Origin of the sequence: Psychrobium sp. nBUS_13, assembly GCF_051201665.1 — a bacterium.
Lineage (GTDB): Bacteria > Pseudomonadota > Gammaproteobacteria > Enterobacterales > Psychrobiaceae > Psychrobium.
Genome location: NZ_CP179210.1, coordinates 3,366,461 through 3,385,245, shown reverse-complemented (window position 1 = coordinate 3,385,245; position 18,785 = coordinate 3,366,461). Strand labels below are relative to the sequence as shown.

At 40.5% G+C, this 18,785-nt stretch carries 16 protein-coding genes and 1 pseudogene; 7 read left to right on the top strand and 10 right to left on the bottom strand.

Annotated elements, in window-relative coordinates:
- Window positions 1-26: 26 nt before the first annotated feature.
- The 4 genes from ACMAZF_RS15785 to bufA2 form a co-directional block, all read right to left on the bottom strand.
- Window positions 27-812: an ion transporter gene (locus ACMAZF_RS15785; RefSeq protein ID WP_435274708.1), complete on the bottom strand. Its 786-nt coding sequence runs from the start codon at window positions 810-812 to the stop codon at window positions 27-29.
- Between the two features lie 130 nt (window positions 813-942).
- A complete protein-coding gene (locus ACMAZF_RS15780; protein WP_435274707.1) occupies window positions 943-1,722 on the bottom strand; it encodes an HvfC/BufC family peptide modification chaperone in 780 nt (259 codons plus the stop codon).
- The gene (gene bufB, locus ACMAZF_RS15775; protein ID WP_435274706.1) at window positions 1,715-2,575 is read right to left on the bottom strand and encodes an MNIO family bufferin maturase; all 861 of its coding nucleotides are present in this window, start codon (window positions 2,573-2,575) and stop codon (window positions 1,715-1,717) included. Before bufB ends, ACMAZF_RS15780 begins: the two co-directional genes overlap by 8 nt.
- A gap of 431 nt (window positions 2,576-3,006) precedes the next feature.
- Window positions 3,007-3,489: a BufA2 family periplasmic bufferin-type metallophore gene (bufA2, locus tag ACMAZF_RS15770; RefSeq protein ID WP_435274705.1), complete on the bottom strand. Its 483-nt coding sequence runs from the start codon at window positions 3,487-3,489 to the stop codon at window positions 3,007-3,009.
- A 365-nt stretch (window positions 3,490-3,854) separates the two neighbouring features.
- Between bufA2 and gap the strand changes: the two genes are divergently transcribed.
- The 7 genes from gap to ACMAZF_RS15735 are packed head-to-tail and all read left to right on the top strand — an operon-like array spanning window position 3,855 to window position 10,914.
- Window positions 3,855-4,889 carry a type I glyceraldehyde-3-phosphate dehydrogenase gene (gap, locus tag ACMAZF_RS15765; RefSeq protein WP_435274704.1) on the top strand — a complete coding sequence of 345 codons (1,035 nt, stop codon included), beginning with the start codon at window positions 3,855-3,857 and terminating at the stop codon, window positions 4,887-4,889.
- Between the two features lie 48 nt (window positions 4,890-4,937).
- Window positions 4,938-5,273, top strand: a complete 336-nt coding sequence (locus tag ACMAZF_RS15760) for an MGMT family protein (protein ID WP_435274703.1) — start codon at window positions 4,938-4,940, stop codon at window positions 5,271-5,273.
- Between the two features lie 21 nt (window positions 5,274-5,294).
- Window positions 5,295-6,764: a glucose-6-phosphate dehydrogenase gene (gene zwf / locus ACMAZF_RS15755; protein WP_435274702.1), complete on the top strand. Its 1,470-nt coding sequence runs from the start codon at window positions 5,295-5,297 to the stop codon at window positions 6,762-6,764.
- 1 nt (window position 6,765) lies between these two features.
- The gene (gene pgl / locus ACMAZF_RS15750; protein WP_435274701.1) at window positions 6,766-7,452 is read left to right on the top strand and encodes a 6-phosphogluconolactonase; all 687 of its coding nucleotides are present in this window, start codon (window positions 6,766-6,768) and stop codon (window positions 7,450-7,452) included.
- A 37-nt stretch (window positions 7,453-7,489) separates the two neighbouring features.
- Complete coding sequence (gene edd, locus ACMAZF_RS15745; protein ID WP_435274700.1) at window positions 7,490-9,307, top strand: phosphogluconate dehydratase; 1,818 nt, start codon at window positions 7,490-7,492, stop codon at window positions 9,305-9,307.
- A 1-nt stretch (window position 9,308) separates the two neighbouring features.
- Window positions 9,309-10,280, top strand: coding sequence for a glucokinase (gene glk, locus ACMAZF_RS15740; RefSeq protein WP_435274699.1), 972 nt, complete (start codon window positions 9,309-9,311; stop codon window positions 10,278-10,280).
- Window positions 10,270-10,914, top strand: coding sequence for a bifunctional 4-hydroxy-2-oxoglutarate aldolase/2-dehydro-3-deoxy-phosphogluconate aldolase (locus ACMAZF_RS15735; protein ID WP_435274698.1), 645 nt, complete (start codon window positions 10,270-10,272; stop codon window positions 10,912-10,914). Before glk ends, ACMAZF_RS15735 begins: the two co-directional genes overlap by 11 nt.
- 78 nt (window positions 10,915-10,992) lie before the next feature.
- Here ACMAZF_RS15735 and ACMAZF_RS15730 read toward each other — a convergent pair.
- From ACMAZF_RS15730 to fldB, 6 genes and pseudogenes are all read right to left on the bottom strand, one after another.
- Window positions 10,993-11,091 (bottom strand): annotated as a pseudogene (locus ACMAZF_RS15730) (glutaredoxin); the annotation flags it as partial.
- A 190-nt stretch (window positions 11,092-11,281) separates the two neighbouring features.
- Entirely contained in the window at window positions 11,282-12,169 is an 888-nt protein-coding gene (purU, locus tag ACMAZF_RS15725) for a formyltetrahydrofolate deformylase (protein ID WP_435274697.1), read from the bottom strand.
- A 106-nt stretch (window positions 12,170-12,275) separates the two neighbouring features.
- Window positions 12,276-15,404 carry an efflux RND transporter permease subunit gene (locus ACMAZF_RS15720; protein ID WP_435274696.1) on the bottom strand — a complete coding sequence of 1,043 codons (3,129 nt, stop codon included), beginning with the start codon at window positions 15,402-15,404 and terminating at the stop codon, window positions 12,276-12,278.
- A complete protein-coding gene (locus tag ACMAZF_RS15715) occupies window positions 15,404-16,588 on the bottom strand; it encodes an efflux RND transporter periplasmic adaptor subunit (protein ID WP_435274695.1) in 1,185 nt (394 codons plus the stop codon). The genes ACMAZF_RS15720 and ACMAZF_RS15715 overlap by 1 nt, the downstream gene beginning before the upstream one ends.
- Window positions 16,589-16,827: 239 nt before the next feature.
- Window positions 16,828-18,078 carry an ATP-dependent RNA helicase SrmB gene (srmB, locus tag ACMAZF_RS15710; RefSeq protein WP_435274694.1) on the bottom strand — a complete coding sequence of 417 codons (1,251 nt, stop codon included), beginning with the start codon at window positions 18,076-18,078 and terminating at the stop codon, window positions 16,828-16,830.
- A 116-nt stretch (window positions 18,079-18,194) separates the two neighbouring features.
- On the bottom strand, window positions 18,195-18,713 hold the full coding sequence (gene fldB, locus ACMAZF_RS15705; protein WP_435274693.1) for a flavodoxin FldB: 519 nt from the start codon (window positions 18,711-18,713) through the stop codon (window positions 18,195-18,197).
- Window positions 18,714-18,785 lie beyond the last annotated feature (72 nt).

Here is an 18,785-nt window from a genome sequence, read left to right as displayed (position 1 = left end):
GTAAGCCAGTGCGCATAATCACTAAATTACTTAAGCTTTTCATTAATTAAGGCTTTTAACTCACGTATTTCTTCTTGTAATTCAGTCATCGAAGGCTCTTTTGAGCTACGCTCAAGCGCGTGCTCTTCTTCCATAACGTTAACTACAATACCAATGACCATATTTAAAAATGCAAAGGCAGTGAAGAAAATAAACGACAGATAGAATATCCAAGACATCGGATAAACATCCATGGTTTCATATTGAATATCCGTCCAATCCTCAAAAGTCATCACTCTAAATAGCGTCAACATCGATATGGCAATATCCCCCCATAAAACAGGGTTTATTTGCGCAAACATAAAGCTACCAATGGCGGCGTAGATGTAGAAAATAATGAACATTAATAAAATAACGTAACCGAGTTGCGGCATAGCCTTGATCAGAGAGTTAATTAATATACGCAGTTCTGGAACAACAGATACCATACGTAATACTCTGAATACGCGGACAAGTCTTGCTAACAGTGCCATTTCTGAATCGTTAATTGGAATCAAGCTGATGACAACAACGATGGTATCGAATATGTTCCAGCCTTTTTTAAAGAATCCTCTTTTGTTTTCTTCTGCGATAAAACGAATAGAAAGTTCAAATAAAAAAAACACTGTAATAAAGATATCTAAAATATCAGTAACAGACACTACACTATCGGTTAGCTCGAAAGTTTTTGCGCCGATTTCTAGTGCTGAAATGATAATAACGGCGACAACAGAGAGTTCGAAAATTTTGTTGTTCTTGAGCCGATTGAGGGACGATTTTAGTGATTCGTACATAGCTAATACAGACGGTAATTAAGATGGCGCTATATTAGCATTCTCTGGCAGCAAATTTGAATAGGTTAATGTGAAAATGAAGATGAAGATGAAGATGCAGGGCGCATTGCGATAGCGCCCGTAGAATAAGTTAATTAAGTTTTGCAATGGTTCCGGCATTAATCCATGTCTGTAAAAACTGTACAGCATGTGCTGGAACATCATCAGCAGAAAAATATTCGGCTAATAATTCACAACCGTCAGCAAAGTTTCCGCCATTAACAAAATGCTTAAGTAAGACCATCTCTGGTGCCGTAATGTTTCTAAACTCTGTGAGGCGCTCTGGTGTTCGCCAAATTAGCCAATAGAGTGGTAATTCGTGATCTAGGGGCGCTGGTGGATTTTTATCTGACTTTAAATGTTGCCACGTCGCTACGGCATTGATTGATTCTTCAAATATCGAAACGCTAGGGTGAAATGACAATGTGATATTAGGCCATTGCTCACCTGGCAATGATGCTAAGTCGTTAATCCGAATAGTGGTTGCATCTGTTGCGTCAAACGCTGTAAGCAACGCGCGTTCAAATACTGCAAGTGGCGATAGAATAGGGTGCTCGATAAACGGTTGTTGTTCAGCTAATAAGGTTGGAATGGCATCGCAAAAGTATCGCAAAGACTTAACCTTTGATGGATAGGTATCAATATAGTTGGCAACCAAGATATCGTAAAACTCATCACCCAAATATTTACCTAGCATAGGATGATCGTTGTCAATTGTCTCTCTAAGTCGCATTCGGTAGGCATTTTGATAAATGTTTAATCGAATGTCTGTAGCAACGGGTGCTTGTTCGCCAATAAGTTGTGGAAAGTCAGATTGTTGGCCTTGTAAAAAAGCAACAAACTGTTGTTGTAAGCGAGCGAGATCAGACATGTACCTGCTCCTTATTCCATTGTGATAGTTCGGGTAATTCTTCGTGAGCGATACCTTTAGCAATATTTAATTCATCAACTAAATTTGCAAACGGAGGTATGTCATCATCTCGTTCAATCATCGTACTGACAGTACCAAACTTTTTAACCGCATTACGGTATAAATCCCATACTGGATCGCATACATCATGATCGTGTGTGTCGATCACGTAATCGCCATAATCGGTATGACCCGCTAGGTGAATTTGTCGAACGCGTTTTTCATTAATCGCGTTAATGTAATCATTGGCATCAAATTGATGATTGCGAGCACTGACGTAAATGTTATTAATATCTAATAACATCAAACAATCGGCGCGCTGGCAGACTTCGTTGTAAAATTCCCATTCCGTCATACCTGATTCTTTGTATGTCAGGTAACTTGATACATTCTCAATCAGCATCTGCTGACCGATATGATCTTGCGCTTGCACTATCCGTTGGGCAACGTGGTTAATCGCATCTTCAGTATAAGGTAGCGGCAATAAGTCGTGACTGTTGACCCCATTGGCCTGAGTAAAACAAAGATGATCTGAAATCCATCGAGGCTTCACATCATTAATAAGCTGTGTTAATTGATTAAGATATTGAGTATCTAAAGGTGTTGTGCTGCCAACTGACATTGAAACGCCATGCATTACGATAGGAAAACGTTCGGCAACTTGCTCTAAATAATAGCGAGGTTTACCACCGCCAACCATGTAGTTTTCCGTTAGAATTTCAAACCAATCGACATTATGTTCGGTGTTTAAGACATCTTCAAAATGGGGAATACGAAGGCCAAGGCCAAAACCCAAGAAATGATCATTAATCATTTAAATTACTCATTTAGTTTTTCTATAGTGACACTATTATACCCAAGCTGCATGAAGATGCTCGATTTCAGCAAGTCGAAAAGCGTGCCAAATACTAGGCATAAGATATGTCGTTAAGTCATTCTTAATAAATATCTTATAACGACGTACGACGGTATGGATACCGGAGCTAGAGCAACGCAGGAGCAGTTGCCGGTTGGTCGCTTATCGCCTTCCCCTTTGGGAGCTCGGGTAGAAAACGACTACCGCGTTATGATTCATAATCAGGGAATAACCATTAATTACAAATCATGCCTTGTATTCGATTCCTACCCGAACTCTGAAACATGCATCTTCAAGTAACTTGGGTATAGATGTCTGATATAAAAAAGGAGACTTATCGTCTCCTTTTTTATTGTTTCATTGATGTAACACATCAAAATGAACGGTGATTAAGCACCAACTTTACCGCCGATGTCGCCACAAGCTTTTGCACCAGCAGTTACAAAGCCTTGGCCTTGACAAGATGCGTGACCTTTACAAGCATTGTTAGCTGTTTTACAGTCGTTGTGACCTTTACAAATGTTAACGCCGTAACAGTGTACTAAGTCAACTTTAGTTGTTTTACCAACCCAATCATCTTTCTGCTCGCCACCGATATCGCCACATGCTTTTTCTGGTAGAGCCACGAAACCGTGACCTTTACAAGATGCTTGACCTTTACATGCATTCTCAGCAGTTTTACAGTCATTGTGACCATTACATTTGTTAACACCGTAACAATGAACTAGTTCAACTGTGTTTGCAGCAACTTCTGCTTTAGCTGAAGAAGATGCTGCTGTATTAGTGTCTGCAGTTGCTGCACAGCCCATTAGACCCGCTGCTGCCATTGCTAATGAAGCACCACCGATTTTAGATTTTAATTGTGTACTCATGGAAACTTTCCTTTATTTAATTATCAATCTACAAGACCGCTATTGCGATTTAATCTTTCAAGAACGTTACAATTTTTCAAAAAAACTTTCTGACACCCAATAAAAACCACTTGGATAAATCCTAAGCTATCTGATGTTTAATCGCTGAGCAACAGTAATCTTATTTATGAAAAGTAGTCACCATTTTCATTCGTAATTAAAGTTGCTAAATAACATAATTTGAAGTTAATTTCGTCAATAAAATAAAATTGGTTGTAATAAAACTAAAATAAAGTGTGTTTAATATTGTTTTTCAGGCGTTATTTGTGTATTTTGTAATTAAATTACATGAATTAATATTACTTCGGTAATAAAGGTGAAAGAAAATGACAATTAAAGTAGCTATTAACGGTTATGGACGTATCGGTCGAAATATCTTACGTGCACTTTACGAAGAGAAAAAAGACTCGCCAGTAAAAATCGTTGCAATCAACGATCTAGGTGATAGTGCTTCAAGTGCACATCTGACTCAGTATGACTCTGTACATGGCCGATTTAATTGTGATGTGAAATACAGTGACGGCGTAATGACTGTCAATGACGATAGCATCAAGATGTTTAGTGAGCGTAACCCAAGTGATTTACCATGGGCTGATTTAGACGTTGATATCGTTTTTGAATGTACGGGCATTTTTACTTCAAAAGAAGCGGTTCAACCACACCTTGCAGCAGGCGCTAAGAAAGTAATTATTTCTGCACCGGCTAAAAATGTTGATGCCACCGTTGTTCATGGTGTTAATCATGATTCATTAACACAAGACATGACTGTCATTTCAAACGCGTCTTGTACTACAAACTGTTTAGCGCCGTTTGCGAAAGTATTAAATGATTCGATTGGGATTGAGTCAGGATTAATGACAACTATTCACGCTTATACCAATGATCAAGTGTTATCTGATGTTGCTCATAGTGATTTACGCCGAGCACGTGCAGCGGCAATGTCGATGATCCCTACAAATACTGGTGCAGCTGCTGCCGTTGGTTTAGTGGTTCCAGAGCTAAAAGGTAAGTTTGATGGCATGGCAGTTCGTGTGCCAACATCGAATGTTTCATTAGTTGACTTATCATTCATTGCAAAACGCGATACGACAATTGAAGAGATTAACCAATTAGTAAGTGACGCTGCGCAAACTGCTGCTCTCAAAGGTGTTCTTGGTGTAAACGAGTTACCATTAGTGTCAATTGACTTTAATCACAACCCACTTAGTTCAGTATTTGACGCAACGCAAACTCGCGTATCAGGCCGCTTAGTTAAAGTGATGTCATGGTATGACAATGAATGGGGCTTTAGTAACCGTATGCTAGATAATGCAGTTGCTTTATATAACGCGCCATCAGTTGCTAACGAGTCAGCTGCCTAAGTTGACGTTTTTGGGGATTATTGACGGTAAGTAGGATATGATCATTGAATGAACAAATCATATCAAAAAATACTATCTGTTGTGTCTTTGATCCCACCATCATACGTTGCAAGTTATGGACAAATCGCTGATTTAGCTGGTTTGCCAAGAGGTGCACGTATGGTGAGTAAGGCGCTTAAAGCGAATAGAGATGATTCAATACCTTGGCATCGCGTCGTCAATAGTCAAGGTATGATCTCTATTCCAGCGAGTGAACCTAGTTTTCGTTTACAAATGAGTTTTTTGCGGGAAGAAGGTGTCGAGTTAAAGGGTAGTAAGGTCAATTTGACTAAACACCACTGGCAACCAAGTCTTGATACTTTGTTGTTTGAATTAAGTTTTTAAGAGTTTTCAAGGGCTCCTACCATGAGTAAAGAAAATACACTTCACGCTTCTGATATCGTTTTATTCGGTTGTCAGGGTGATCTAACACGTCGCAAACTTCTTCCTTCATTATATCAATTAGAAAAAGCTAACTTACTGGCACCGCAAAGTAGAATAATTGGTGTTGCTCGTAATGACTTCGAGCCTCAGGCTTATATCGATAATGTAAAAGAATGCTTATCTGAATTTATAAATGAAACTTTAGACGAAGCTGTTGTAGAGCGTTTTATTAGTAAAATAAGTTACTTAAAGTTAGATTTATTAGATCCACAAAGCTATACCCAACTAAGTGATTTAGTTGATGGCAGCACTAGTGCGTTAATTAATTATTTCGCTGTGCCAGCATCAATTTATGGCAACATTTGTGAAGGCTTATCAGCGGCTGATTTGAATCACCAAAACTCACGCGTCGTATTAGAAAAGCCAATTGGTCACGACTTATTATCATCAAATGAAGTTAATGATTTAGTCGCACAGTATTTTTCTGAGTCCCAAACCTATCGCATCGATCATTACCTTGGTAAAGAAACGGTTCTTAATTTACTTGATTTACGTTTTGCTAACTCACTTTTCTCATCTAAATGGGATAACAGCACAATAGATCACGTGCAGATTAGTGTGGCAGAAGAAGTGGGCATTGAAGGGCGTTGGGGGTACTTTGATCAAGCGGGTCAAATGCGCGATATGCTGCAAAACCATTTAATTCAAATCTTAACCTTGGTGGCAATGGATCCGCCGTTAAGTCTTGACGCTGACAATATCCGCGATGAAAAGGTCAAAGTGCTTAAAGCGTTGCGTCCAATTAACGTTGATAACGTATTTGATAATACCGTTCGTGGGCAATATGCTAAAGGCTTTCTTCACGGTAAAGAAGTGCCGGGTTATTTGGAAGAAGACGGTGCTAATACACAAAGTAGCACTGAATCTTTCGTGGCGATTAAAGCTGAAATTGACAATTGGCGCTGGGCAGGGGTTCCGTTTTATTTAAGAACGGGTAAGCGTATGGTAAATAAGGTTTCTGAAATCGTTGTTTACTTTAAGAATCCTGCTCATAACTTGTTTAGCGAGCACTATAAAGAACTACCACCGAATAAGTTGACTATCCGTTTGCAACCTCAAGAAGGGGTTGAAATTCAGATGTTAAACAAAGTGCCTGGCCTAGAACAGTCGCAACGCCTACAAACCACCAAGCTTGATTTAAGTTTCTCACAAGCCTTTGAAGGTCAACGTATTGCTGATGCTTATGAGCGTTTATTGTTGGAAGTGATTCAAGGTAATCAAGCACTCTTTGTACGTCGTGATGAAGTTGAAGCTTCATGGACTTGGTGTGACGGTATTCTTTCTGCGTGGAAATCAACAGGTCAGCCGTTAACAAATTACCCAGCAGGTAGCAGCGGTCCAGTTGCTTCCATTGGTTTGATTGCCCGTGATGGCAGAGCGTGGGACGAATAAGATGAATATTACAGAATTTAATAACAGCGACGAAATTACTAATTTTTTAGCCAATGATATTAGCGAAAAATTAACAGCTGCGATTAACGAACGTGGTCAAGGAACGTTGTTTGTTTCAGGTGGCCGCTCACCTATCGCATTATTTGAGCAACTAAGTCATGTTGAGTTAGATTGGTCAAAAGTCGTGATCAGTTTGGTGGATGATCGCTGGGTTGATGATAAACACGAAAGCAGCAACGAATTATTAGTCAATACGCATCTGTTAAAAAACAATGCTAGCGCTGCGACCTTTATTGGTTTGGTTGGACAAGAGCAAAGCGCTTTTGATGGTGCAGAGAATGCCACCGCAAGAATTTCTGATATCAAAATAATTGATGCACTAATCCTTGGCATGGGCGAAGACGGCCACACAGCATCAATTTTCCCGTGCAGTGAGCAAGTAGATGCGGCGATGGCGACTGACAATCAGCAACGCCTGATTGCAACGCAACCAACAACAGCACCATATGAACGTATCAGTTTAACGTTAAATGAAATATTAGCGGCTAAGCAGGTTTATTTGCCACTTAGCGGCAGCGGTAAGGTCGGTGTTTTTGAACAAGCACGTGTGCTTGATGATGTAAAACAAATGCCAATTGCGGCCGTTATTAAACAACACAATGCGCTAGACGTATTAATTAGTCAGTAATCATTGTCGTTAATAAACAATGAGTAGAGAGCAAAGTATGAATCCGGTTATATCACGTGTTACCCAGCGTATCATTGAACGCAGTAAAGCAACTCGTCAGGCCTATCTTGACAAAATTGGTGCTGCTCGAAGCAAAGGCCCTATGCGCGGTGCATTATCATGTGGCAATTTAGCCCATGGTGTAGCAGCTTGTGATAAAGATGTTAAAGACGACCTTAAATCCCTAACCAAAGCAAACATTGGCATCGTCTCATCATATAACGATATGCTATCTGCCCATCAGCCTTATGAAACCTATCCTAATCAGCTAAAAGCAGCGATTGCGAAGGAAGGCTCGGTCGCACAATTTGTTTCTGGTGTGCCTGCGATGTGTGATGGTGTAACACAAGGTCAACCGGGCATGGAGCTTAGCTTATTAAGCCGCGATGTGATTGCGATGACAACAGCCGTTGGTTTATCTCACAACATGTTTGATGGCGCGTTAATGCTAGGTATCTGTGACAAAATTGTCCCAGGATTATTACTCGGCTCTTTAAGTTTTGGCCATTTACCAACAGTATTTGTGCCAGCCGGCCCGATGCCATCAGGTATTCCAAATAAACAAAAAGCAGCGGTTCGCCAAGCCTATGCAAAGGGTGAAGCTGATGAGTCTGAGTTACTAGAAGCTGAAATGGGTTCGTATCATTCAGCGGGCACTTGTACTTTCTATGGCACTGCCAATTCAAATCAGTTAGTGATCGAAATGATGGGTCTGCAATTACCAGGCTCGTCATTTGTACCGCCAAACGGTGGGTTACGTGTAGCGTTAACTGACTTTGCTGGTAAACAAGTGAGCCGTATTACAGAGCAAGGTGGTTCATATTTACCTATTGGTGAAATCGTCGATGAGAAATCGATGATTAACGGTATCGTTGGTTTACTGGCTACTGGTGGCTCTACTAATTTAACGATGCACTTAGTCGCGGTTGCTCGCGCTGCTGGTATTATTATTGATTGGTCTGATATGGCGGAGCTATCAACAGCAGTGCCTTTGCTAACGCGTATTTATCCTAATGGTCAGGCCGATGTAAACCACTTCCAACAAGCGGGTGGTATGGCTATTTTAACCCGTGAATTATTACGCGGCGGTTACCTCCACAATGACGTTAAAACCATTGTAGGTGAAGGCTTAGAGCGTTACACCCTAATGCCTGTAATGGTTGACGGTGAGTTAGATTGGATTGAAGCGCCTGAGAAAAGTGGCGATGAAACCGTATTAACAAGTGTTGATAAGCCATTCCAAACTAATGGTGGCTTGCAACTAATGGCGGGTAACTTAGGTCGTGGTGTTATTAAAACCTCTTCATTAACGGCGGAGCAAATGGTCGTAGAGGCACCAGCCGTTATCTTTGAATCACAACATGATTTAGATAAAGCTTTTAAAGCGGGTGAATTGAATAAAGATTGTGTTGTTGTGGTTCGTTTCCAAGGGCCTCGTGCCATTGGCATGCCTGAATTACATAAATTGACGCCACCATTATCAGTGTTGCAAGGTCAAGGTTATAAAGTCGCCTTAGTCACCGATGGGCGTATGTCTGGCGCATCTGGCAATGTACCTGCTGCGATTCATTTAACCCCTGAAGCAATCGATGGCTCATTGCTGGCTAAAGTGGTTGAAGGGGACATGATCCGCCTTGATGCTAACACTGGTCAATTAACCTTATTAGTTGACAAAAGTGAGCTGGCAAGCCGCGTCAATGCAATTCCTGATTTAGACGCGAGTCGCATCGGAATGGGACGTGAGTTATTTGGTGCTATGCGCAGTCAATTGTCAGGCGCTGAGCAAGGTGCCTGTAGTTTATTTGCTGAGGGATAAGATGTCAGTTGTTGATTTAATTGCAGATGTTGGTGGCACCAATATCCGTTTAGCTGCGATAAAAAATGATCAAATCACGTTACTTGAATGCTTTAAGTGTGCTGAGTTTGACTCATTAGAATCTGTGGTTGCTCATTATATTCAAATGCATGATTTAAGTGTCAATGATGCCTGTTTTGGCATTGCTGGTCCAGTGGTTGGCGATGTACTGACCATGACAAATTTAGGCTGGTCGTTTTCAATTGCATCAATCAAAAATGCATTGGGGCTAAATCAGGTCCATTTTATCAATGATTACACTGCTATTGCGATGTCATTAGCCTCACTTCAAGGTGAACAATTAATTACCCTACATGAAGGTAATGTTGATGAGGATGCGCCACGTATTGTTTGTGGACCCGGAACAGGTCTTGGTGTTGCACAGCTAGTGAAAGTTAATGGTTTCTTACAATGCATCAGTGGTGAAGGCGGTCATAGCGACTTTGCACCAACGGATCTTCGCCAATTAAAGCTGCTTGAAAACTTGATGGCTAAGTTTGAGCATGTCTCAATTGAGCGGTTATTGTCAGGACAAGGCATCGTTAATATTTATCAGTCACTCGCTTTCATTGAAGGTATTGATGCTCAGGCATTTGATGCCAGTCAAATCAGCCAAGCGTACATTAAAAAAAGTGATGTTTTGTGTGTTGAAACCATGGAGATTTTTTATAAAGTCTTGGCTCAGTATCTTGGCAACATGGTACTAACGAGTGGCGCTTTTGGTGGTGTTTATATTGCAGGCGGTATCATGCCACGCATTATTGATGTCATTGATAAAAATGCATTTATCGAGGCATTTAGCCGTAAGGGACGCTTTAGCGATTATGCATTGAGATCGCCAATTCATCTTATTACAGAAGCGCAGCCGGGACTTATTGGCGCGCAAGTTTATTTAGGTCAAATTCAGCAAAAGGAAAGTTTAAATGAGCAGTAATCAATGGACACTTCAACCAAGTGATTTATTTAGTGCGGGTCCTGTGGTTCCTGTTATTGTAATTACCAACATTGAGCAAGCTTTGCCATTAGCTAAAGCGTTACTCGATGGTGGCATTAGCGTGATGGAAGTTACACTGCGCACAGAATGTGGCCTACAAGCGATTGAAGATATTGCAAAAGCGTACCCTGAATCTCTAATTGGGGCTGGTACTGTTATTAATACGCAGCAATTAGCTGATGTTGCTGCGGCAGGCGCTAAGTTCGCAATTAGTCCTGGTGCCACTGAAGCGCTATTAGCGGCTGGTCAACAAGGGAATATTTCGTTTATTCCTGGTGTAACGAGTCCGTCGGAGTTAATGGCTGCACAAGCTCATGGATACGATCACTTTAAGTTTTTCCCAGCAGAAGCTAATGGCGGCGTCAACGCACTAAAAGCGTTAGGAGCGCCTTTCCAAGGTATTAAGATTTGTCCAACTGGTGGCATTTCATTAAGCAATGCGCCTGACTATTTAGCACTTGATATCGTTGACTGTATCGGCGGCAGTTGGATCGTGCCTGTAGATTTAGTTGAAGCCGGTGAGTGGGAGCAAATCACTCAACTGTGTAAAGAAGCTGTAGCAGCATTAAAATAAATATACATAGCCTGTTCGGGCTATGTATGTGTAAGTTTTGCCACAATAAGGTCACGTTTATTGTGGTTTTTTGTTGCCTTAAAAAAGGTAATTAATAATTGCTTGTGACTCGTACATCCATTCAGCACTTTGTCCTTTTTTCTCAACTAATAGGCACGGTACCTGTACTTTTCCGCCACCATTTTTCAGTATTTTAAGAGGATGTTAAAGATGATTAAATTAAAGCATTTGTTGCAAGTAACCCAAATGCGATTGGTTATATTGATAGTGCAGGTCTAGATAGTACCGTTAAAGCAGCGCTTACTCTCTAAATTACAGTGCGATATAGAGAATAGATGCCAGTCAGTGTGACTGGTATTTTTTATGGCTAATCGGAAAATACAACGGTTTTATCGCCGTGTAAGAATACGCGATGTTCAATGTGATAACGCACCGCTCTGGCAAGTGTTAAACACTCAATATCACGACCTTTTGCCGTTAGATCTGCAGGATAGTAACTGTGATCAACTGACTCTACGCCTTGAGTAATGATTGGTCCTTCATCTAAATCATCACTGACATAATGTGCTGTTGCACCAACTAGTTTCACGCCTCTATCATAAGCTTGAAAATACGGCTTTGCGCCTTTAAATCCCGGTAGTAATGAATGATGAATATTAATCGCTCGACCGGCTAGTTTTTGGCACATTTCACTTGAAAGTACCTGCATATATCGAGCAAGAACCACTAAATCAGCTTCTGTTTCTTGAATTAATCGCCATACTTCTTGCTCTTGCTGTGGCTTAGTTTCACGGGTAATTGGTAAATTATAGTAAGGGATGTTGTGCCACTTAGCTAATTCTTCCAGATCCGGATGATTTGAAATGATAGCTGGAATTTCAATATTCAAATCCCCAGTGCGATAGCGATATAGGAGGTCGTTTAAACAGTGATCATGTTTAGAAACCATAATAAGCACTTTAGGCTTATCCACTTTAGCTGAAAGTTGCCAGTTCATGTCAAATTGACGAGCCTTGACACTAAACTCTCGCATAAACTTTTCTCGTTCGAAAAGACCGTTTTCTTGTGGCCTAAATTCAATACGGATAAAAAATCGCTGCTTATCAACATCGTCAAATGAGTGAATCTCGTTGATATAAAATCCATTTTCATAGATATATCGTGTTAGAACATCGACAGTTCCCGGTTGGCTAGGGCAGTCTGCCGTAATTATTTGGGCCTGTTCATGAGCTGTTTTAACTTGCGCTAAAGACATAAATACTCCGAAAAATTAATAATGTAATGACTATAACGCTGGGCATAAAAAAAGCTACATGAAGATGCATGTTCAAGTGGCTTGGGTTTATTGAGCGTAAGTGAGATTAGGCTTCTTGTTCTTTTGTACTATACAAATTGAAAAATCCGCGTTTAATCCCCTTAATATCAGTGCCTATGACATAGAGCACTGGAATTAAGTAAAGAGTAATTACGGTAGCAAATAAAATACCGAATGCAATTGAGGCTGCCATTGGGATAAGTATTTGTGCTTGCATACTGGTTTCACTCAAAATTGGAACCAGTCCAAAGAATGTAGTTAGAGACGTCAATATGATTGCTCTAAAACGGGCACAGCCGCCATTGATTGCCGCATCTTTGACGCGTATGCCTTGTTCTCTCGCTTTATTAACGTAATCCACCATAACAAGGGAGTCATTAACTACGACCCCAATCAATGCCACCATGCCAAACATCGACATAATACTTAGTGATAAATCCATGATGAAATGACCAAAGATAGCGCCGATAATACCAAATGGAATAACCGACATAATGATCAGCGGTTGTGAATACGAGCGTAATGGAATGGCAATTAACGCGTAAATAGCAAATAAAGCAAAGAAAGCACCACGCAGCATATCCCATTGTGCTTCTGCTTGTTGTTTCGCTTCTCCATCAATTTTTGACGTTACGCTTGGGTAGCGACTGAGTAATTCAGGAAGATAAGACTCTTCAATTTCTTTCATGATACGACCTGGCTCAACTTTGTCTTTATTGATATTAGCTGAGACATTAACCGAACGTTGCCCATCAACGCGAACGATGCTAGATAGACCTTCGCCGATTTCTATACTGGCTACCGCAGAGAAAGGAACCTCTTTACCTGTGTTAGTACGAATACGCATTTGCTCAAGTTGACCGATAGTACGGCGTTCTTCAAGCGGGTAACGGATCATTACTTTAATTTCTTCTTTACCACGAAGAATACGTTGTGCTTCATAACCGTAGAAACTCCAGCGTACTTGCTGGGCAAGATCAGAGAGTGAAATACCCATTGCTTCTGCAGCAGGTTTCACATTGAGTTTAATCTCTTGACGGCCAGATGTAGACGAGTCGGCAATATCAACCAGCCCTTCATATTCGCCTAGTTTTTCTTTTAGCTCTTTTGTTGCCGCATTAAGAGAATCTAAATCTTTACCATTTAAGCTAAATGCAATTGGGGCACCGCCGCCAAAACCTGTTGAGGCTTCCATCGACAGTTTTTTTACGCCTGGCAATTCAGGTATGTTATCGCGCCATGCTTGTGCAACATCTTCGCCATTAATATCGCGAGATTCATTACTGGCTAACTCAACAAACAGGAAGATGCTTGATTGCGAGTTCATGGCTACAAAACTATGCTTGATGGCATCTTGGCCATATTTTTCACGTAGCTGCTTGTTGGTTTGAAATAGCGCATCTTCAACAATTTGTGCTGTGCGCATGGTTGCTGTTTCAGCTGTTGCTTCATTCATTTGCAAATCGACTTGAATGAAGTCACTAGCAATTGATGGGAAAAAGACAGTACGTACATAGCCACCACCAATTAGCGATGAACAAACGATGAGTAATCCAAAGAATAGTGCCAAAACACTATAACGATATTCAACCGCTTTCTCGATTGAACGTCGATAATGATTTTGGACAAAGCTTTTTAAGCCATTATCGAATTTACTGCGAAAACGTTCAAATCCATTGGCATTTGTCTTAGGCGTCGCAATTTTCATGCGGGCTAAATGCGCAGGTAAAATAAGTTTTGATTCAACCAGTGAGAATACTAAACATAATATTACTACGTACCCAATAGCACCAGTAAAAGCTACCATTGGTCCTTCAACAGCTACCATAGGCACAAACGCAGCAATCGTTGTTAAGACACCAAAGGTTGCTGGCATGGCCACACGTTGTGCACCGCGAACAACGTTATCTAATGTTTGTCCGTGCTCTTCAATTTCACTGTAGGCACTTTCGCCAATAACAATAGCGTCATCCACCACGATCCCCAATACCATGATGAACGCGAATAGGGTGATCATATTGATAGAGAGATCAAAATACTCCATTGGCATTAATAACAAGGTACCAAGGAAACATACCGGTAATCCCATCATGACCCAAAACGCTAAACGCACGCGCATAAATAGTGCTAACACTAAAAATACTAATAGAGCGCCAGACATGATGTTGTTAAGCATTAGATTCAAGCGATCGGCTAAATAGAAAGACGTATCACCCCAAACATCAATTTTTACTTGTTCAGGCAGCGTTGCTTTCTTTTTATCAATGTACTTATTAACTTGTTCTGAAATGTTAAGTGAGCTTTGATCGCCTACACTAAATACTTGAACGAGTACCGTATCTTGTTGATTGAATTTAACGTAGTTAACACCTTCACTAAACCCATCACTGATAGTGGCCACATCTTTTAAGTAGACACGAGATCCATCAAGGTTTGTCTTAACAACAATGTTTTCAAATTCATCACCAACATAGGCTTGGCCTTTTGTTCTTAATAGAATGTTACCGTTATGCGCCTTTATTGAACCACCTGGTAAGTCAATTGAAGAGCGCTGAACCGCGTTAGCAACTTGTGCAAATGTTAGATTGTATTCTTGTAATTTGAACTCGGTAACTTCAATACCAATTTCATAATTTGGTACGGCACCAATATCTGCGCGAGTGATGCCTGGCAATGTAGTGACTTCTTCACGAATTGTTTTAGCTAGCTCTTTCATCTCTTTGAGATTAATATCGCCGTAAACGGAAATATAGAGTACGGTTTCTTTAGGCTTTATTCGATAAATATTCGGCTTTTCTATACTGGTAGGAAAGGTCGAAATAGCATCAACGAGTAATTTAATTTCATCGAGGACCTTGTCTGGATCGTATGATGTTTCTACAACAATTGATACATGCCCCGAGCCTTCTGAGGCTGTCGAGGTGATTTTTTCAATACCTTCAACTTCTTTAATTGCCTCTTCAATTTTTATATTAATGCCTTCTTCAATTTCTTGAGGTGCTGCCCCAGGGTAGGCTACGCTCACTGAAATGATATTAAGCTCAATTTGGGGCATAAATTTTTTGTTGATAGATAGCGCTGTTAGTATTCCACCAACGATGATGCCAATCATCAATAGGTTTGCTGCAACACTGTTACGTGCAAACCAAGCGATAATCCCTTTTTTAGGATCCATTACTTATCTCCTACAGCAAGTTCAACTGCGCCAGTCTCTTTGTCAGACGTTGGTTCTTTATCGCCTGATACACGGACTTTCATACCTTCATATAAATTTTCTATTTTGCTATCAAGCAACAAATCACCATTGGATAAACCATCAAGAATATAGACATGCTTTTTGTCACGCTTAAGTAAGGTAACTGGTTGTTTATGAAGTTGACGAGCGTCTGTTACCATAGTGACATAACCTTCTTGGTATAGATGGCTAGGAATGACGGCAATGTTGTTATGCACTTTACTTTTGATAGCGGCATTAACAAAGGTACCAAACTTTAAACTTGGTGACTGTTGATAAGGTTTACTAACCTCAGCAACGATATAAATCATCCGTGAATTTTCATCAATGACGCCTTCGTCACGAATTATTTTACCATTCCAGCTAATGCCATTATTACCTTCATCGCGGGTGAGTGAAACCATGCCACTTTGTGTATCGGTTAAGTAATTGTAGTCTGTGCTTGATACAGGTAATCGAACTTCAGCAGTATCAATGGATGACAAAACACCCAGTGTTGAACCTGTGCCAGCAAATTGTCCCAAATCAATGTCACGGCTGTTAATCAGTGCGTTATATGGTGCGACGATATTAGTGCGATCAAGGTTGCGTTCGGCACGTGCTAATGACGCTTGGGCTGAACGTAAATTAGCTTGTTCGCGGGCTAATTGTGGTTTACGTAAACCAAGCGCTGGTGGTAACTTTGAAGTCGCTCCACGCCATTCTTCTTTGGCAACGATACCGCGGGCTTCTTCTTCTTGGAGGGCTGCTTTCGCTCGTTGTAAATTTGCTTGGGCTTCGATCAGTGCTGCTTTGTAATCACTTGGATCTATTTTGGCTAGCACAGTGCCTTTTTCTACTTTGCCGCCACTTGCAAATACCGGAGATAATTCGATTATCTCACCACTAACCTGGGCAACAATCGATGTTTGATGTTTGGGGCGTACTACGCCATAAGAGCTCATTAACAAAGGTTGATCAGATAAACTGACTTCATAGGTTGAAATAAGTGGTGCTTTAATTATTTCCTCTTTCTTCTCTGGTTGTGGCGCACTGCCAACAATGACGAGAGCAATTAAAATACACACAATAATGAGTATAACGGGGAGTAAAATGCGTAGAACTTTTCTAGATGACGTCGACATACCTGCTCCGAATAACAATAGAAATTTAGATTACCGCTAAAATAACAGATAATATTTATTATCACTATGTTAATAATGTAAATATATGTATGAAATTATGTCGAGAATTGTTTACTCAGCGTAATGTAATTGACTAACTAACGAGGCTTTTCTTAAAGGGGTAGCGATAGCGCTTTAATATTTCGCGATTTAAAAGTAAAAAACCGCGATAAACGCGGTTTTATGATGAGAAGTCTCGATTACTTGTTCGATTTCTTCTTTTGCTTTTTAAGCAGTTTTTTCGCTTTAGCTTTCTTTTGCGCTAAAGTGAGTTTCACTTTCTTTTTCTTAGAAATAACGCGGGCTTCTTTATGTTTTGGTTCAAGGCCTTCGATTTTTCGTCGTTGTAATTTTTGGTCGGTATAGCGTTCAATTTTACCGAGAATCTTCATCTCGTGACCTTCTGCTATTGAAATCGCAATCCCTTTTTTACCAGCGCGCCCTGTACGGCCAACGCGATGTAGGTAAACATCGCTGGTGTATGGCAGATCGTAATTAATAACATGTGTTATATCATCAATATCTAGTCCACGAGCTGCAACATCAGTAGCCACTAATACGTTGATTTCACCGTCTTTAAAACGCTCAAGAGACAAGTTACGTTTATCTTGAGCCATTTTACCCTGTAGGTAAGATACGTGAATATCGACGCTTTGCAGTTTTGATACTAGTTCAGCCAAACGCTCACGCGTTTTCACAAATACGATAGTTCGTTCTAATTCCGGTTGAGCTAATAAACGCGCAAGTAATTGCTGTTTATGTTCAAGGTTATCCGCTAGATGAACCCACTGAATAATCTTCGCCGATTCTTTACGTGATGGGTTTGCATCAACACGAATAGGATCTTTCAAGACTGTCGCACTAAAACGATCTAAGCCTTTGCCTTCTAGCGTTGCTGAAAATAACATGGTTTGTAAGCGCCAGCGTGCTTCATCAGCGACTCGTTCCATATCATGAATAAAGCCCATATCGAGCATGCGATCAGCTTCGTCCATGATTAAGAATTCGATGCTGCGCATATCAAGTTGTTCAGTATCAATGAACTCGATTAAACGACCAGGCGTCGCAACCAGAATATCTGCATTTTTTTCAAGCATTTCTTCATGCACTTCATAGTCGATTCCACCGGTGATGCAGATAGGATGAAGGGCTGTAAATTCAGTTAATTGCTCTGCGTATTCATGAACTTGATTCGCTAATTCACGGGTAGGGGTCACAACAAGAATGCGTGGTGCGCCAGGCTTTGTTCTAGGAAAATCAATCAAATGCTGAATTGCAGGTAACAAAAACGCTGCTGTTTTACCTGTACCAGTTGGTGCACATCCTAAAATGTCACGTTGATCCATGGCTGCAGGCACGGCTTCAGTTTGAATAGTAGTAGGCGTATCGTAGCCCATTTTTGCTAAGGCTTGTTCCAGTGATGGATCAAGATCTAATTCGGCAAAACTCATGATGAAAATTATTCCTAAATTTAATTGCGGCCATTATATCGTTAAATTTGGCACGGTGCCGCGGTTTATATTGAGAGTGGGGACTAAACCTCATTTTAAATGAGGTTGATTCGTCATCAACTCAGTTCGGCAATTTCTTCCATGATTTGAGTTAGCCAAGTTGCAATGCGCTCTTCACTTAAATCAAATTGGTCTTCGTCGTCTAATGCTAATCCAACAAAGTGACTTTTGTCTTCTGTCAGTGCTTTTGACTGAGCAAAGTCATAACCTTGATTTGGCCAATATCCAACGATCTGAGGCCCTAACGGCATAATCTTATCGTGTAAGAACCCCATTGCATCAACGAACCAATCGGTATAACCAATTTGATCGCCTTGCCCAAATAGCGCGACTATTTTTCCATTGAGATCGAAATTATCTAATTGATCCCATAACATTTCCCAATCTTCTTGCAGTTCACCATAATCCCACGTTGAAATACCTAAGATTAAGATGTCATAATCTTTAATTGCCGCAAGTCCTGTTTCTTTGATGTTATGAACATCGACGAGTTCTTCTCCAAGAAATCCTTGCATTTTTTCAGCGGTCATTTCAGTAAAACAAGTAGTGGAGCCGTAAAAAAGGCCTATTTTCATGGTATTAACTCACTAATCTTAGAAAGAAGACACCGATATAACTATTGGGGTCATTAAATTTGGCGCTAGTTT

Excerpts from the sequence above, each read along its gene's own strand:
- glk (WP_435274699.1), top strand. The coding sequence starts at position 9,309 with ATGTCAGTTGTTGATTTAATTGCAGATGTTGGTGGCACCAATATCCGT.
- purU (WP_435274697.1), bottom strand. The coding sequence starts at position 12,169 with ATGTCTTTAGCGCAAGTTAAAACAGCTCATGAACAGGCCCAAATAATT.
- ACMAZF_RS15785 (WP_435274708.1), bottom strand. The coding sequence starts at position 812 with ATGTACGAATCACTAAAATCGTCCCTCAATCGGCTCAAGAACAACAAA.
- ACMAZF_RS15760 (WP_435274703.1), top strand. The coding sequence starts at position 4,938 with ATGAACAAATCATATCAAAAAATACTATCTGTTGTGTCTTTGATCCCA.
- gap (WP_435274704.1), top strand. The coding sequence starts at position 3,855 with ATGACAATTAAAGTAGCTATTAACGGTTATGGACGTATCGGTCGAAAT.
- ACMAZF_RS15715 (WP_435274695.1), bottom strand. The coding sequence starts at position 16,588 with ATGTCGACGTCATCTAGAAAAGTTCTACGCATTTTACTCCCCGTTATA.
- ACMAZF_RS15780 (WP_435274707.1), bottom strand. The coding sequence starts at position 1,722 with ATGTCTGATCTCGCTCGCTTACAACAACAGTTTGTTGCTTTTTTACAA.
- bufB (WP_435274706.1), bottom strand. The coding sequence starts at position 2,575 with ATGATTAATGATCATTTCTTGGGTTTTGGCCTTGGCCTTCGTATTCCC.
- zwf (WP_435274702.1), top strand. The coding sequence starts at position 5,295 with ATGAGTAAAGAAAATACACTTCACGCTTCTGATATCGTTTTATTCGGT.
- srmB (WP_435274694.1), bottom strand. The coding sequence starts at position 18,078 with ATGAGTTTTGCCGAATTAGATCTTGATCCATCACTGGAACAAGCCTTA.
- ACMAZF_RS15720 (WP_435274696.1), bottom strand. The coding sequence starts at position 15,404 with ATGGATCCTAAAAAAGGGATTATCGCTTGGTTTGCACGTAACAGTGTT.
- bufA2 (WP_435274705.1), bottom strand. The coding sequence starts at position 3,489 with ATGAGTACACAATTAAAATCTAAAATCGGTGGTGCTTCATTAGCAATG.
- pgl (WP_435274701.1), top strand. The coding sequence starts at position 6,766 with ATGAATATTACAGAATTTAATAACAGCGACGAAATTACTAATTTTTTA.
- ACMAZF_RS15735 (WP_435274698.1), top strand. The coding sequence starts at position 10,270 with ATGAGCAGTAATCAATGGACACTTCAACCAAGTGATTTATTTAGTGCG.
- edd (WP_435274700.1), top strand. The coding sequence starts at position 7,490 with ATGAATCCGGTTATATCACGTGTTACCCAGCGTATCATTGAACGCAGT.
- fldB (WP_435274693.1), bottom strand. The coding sequence starts at position 18,713 with ATGAAAATAGGCCTTTTTTACGGCTCCACTACTTGTTTTACTGAAATG.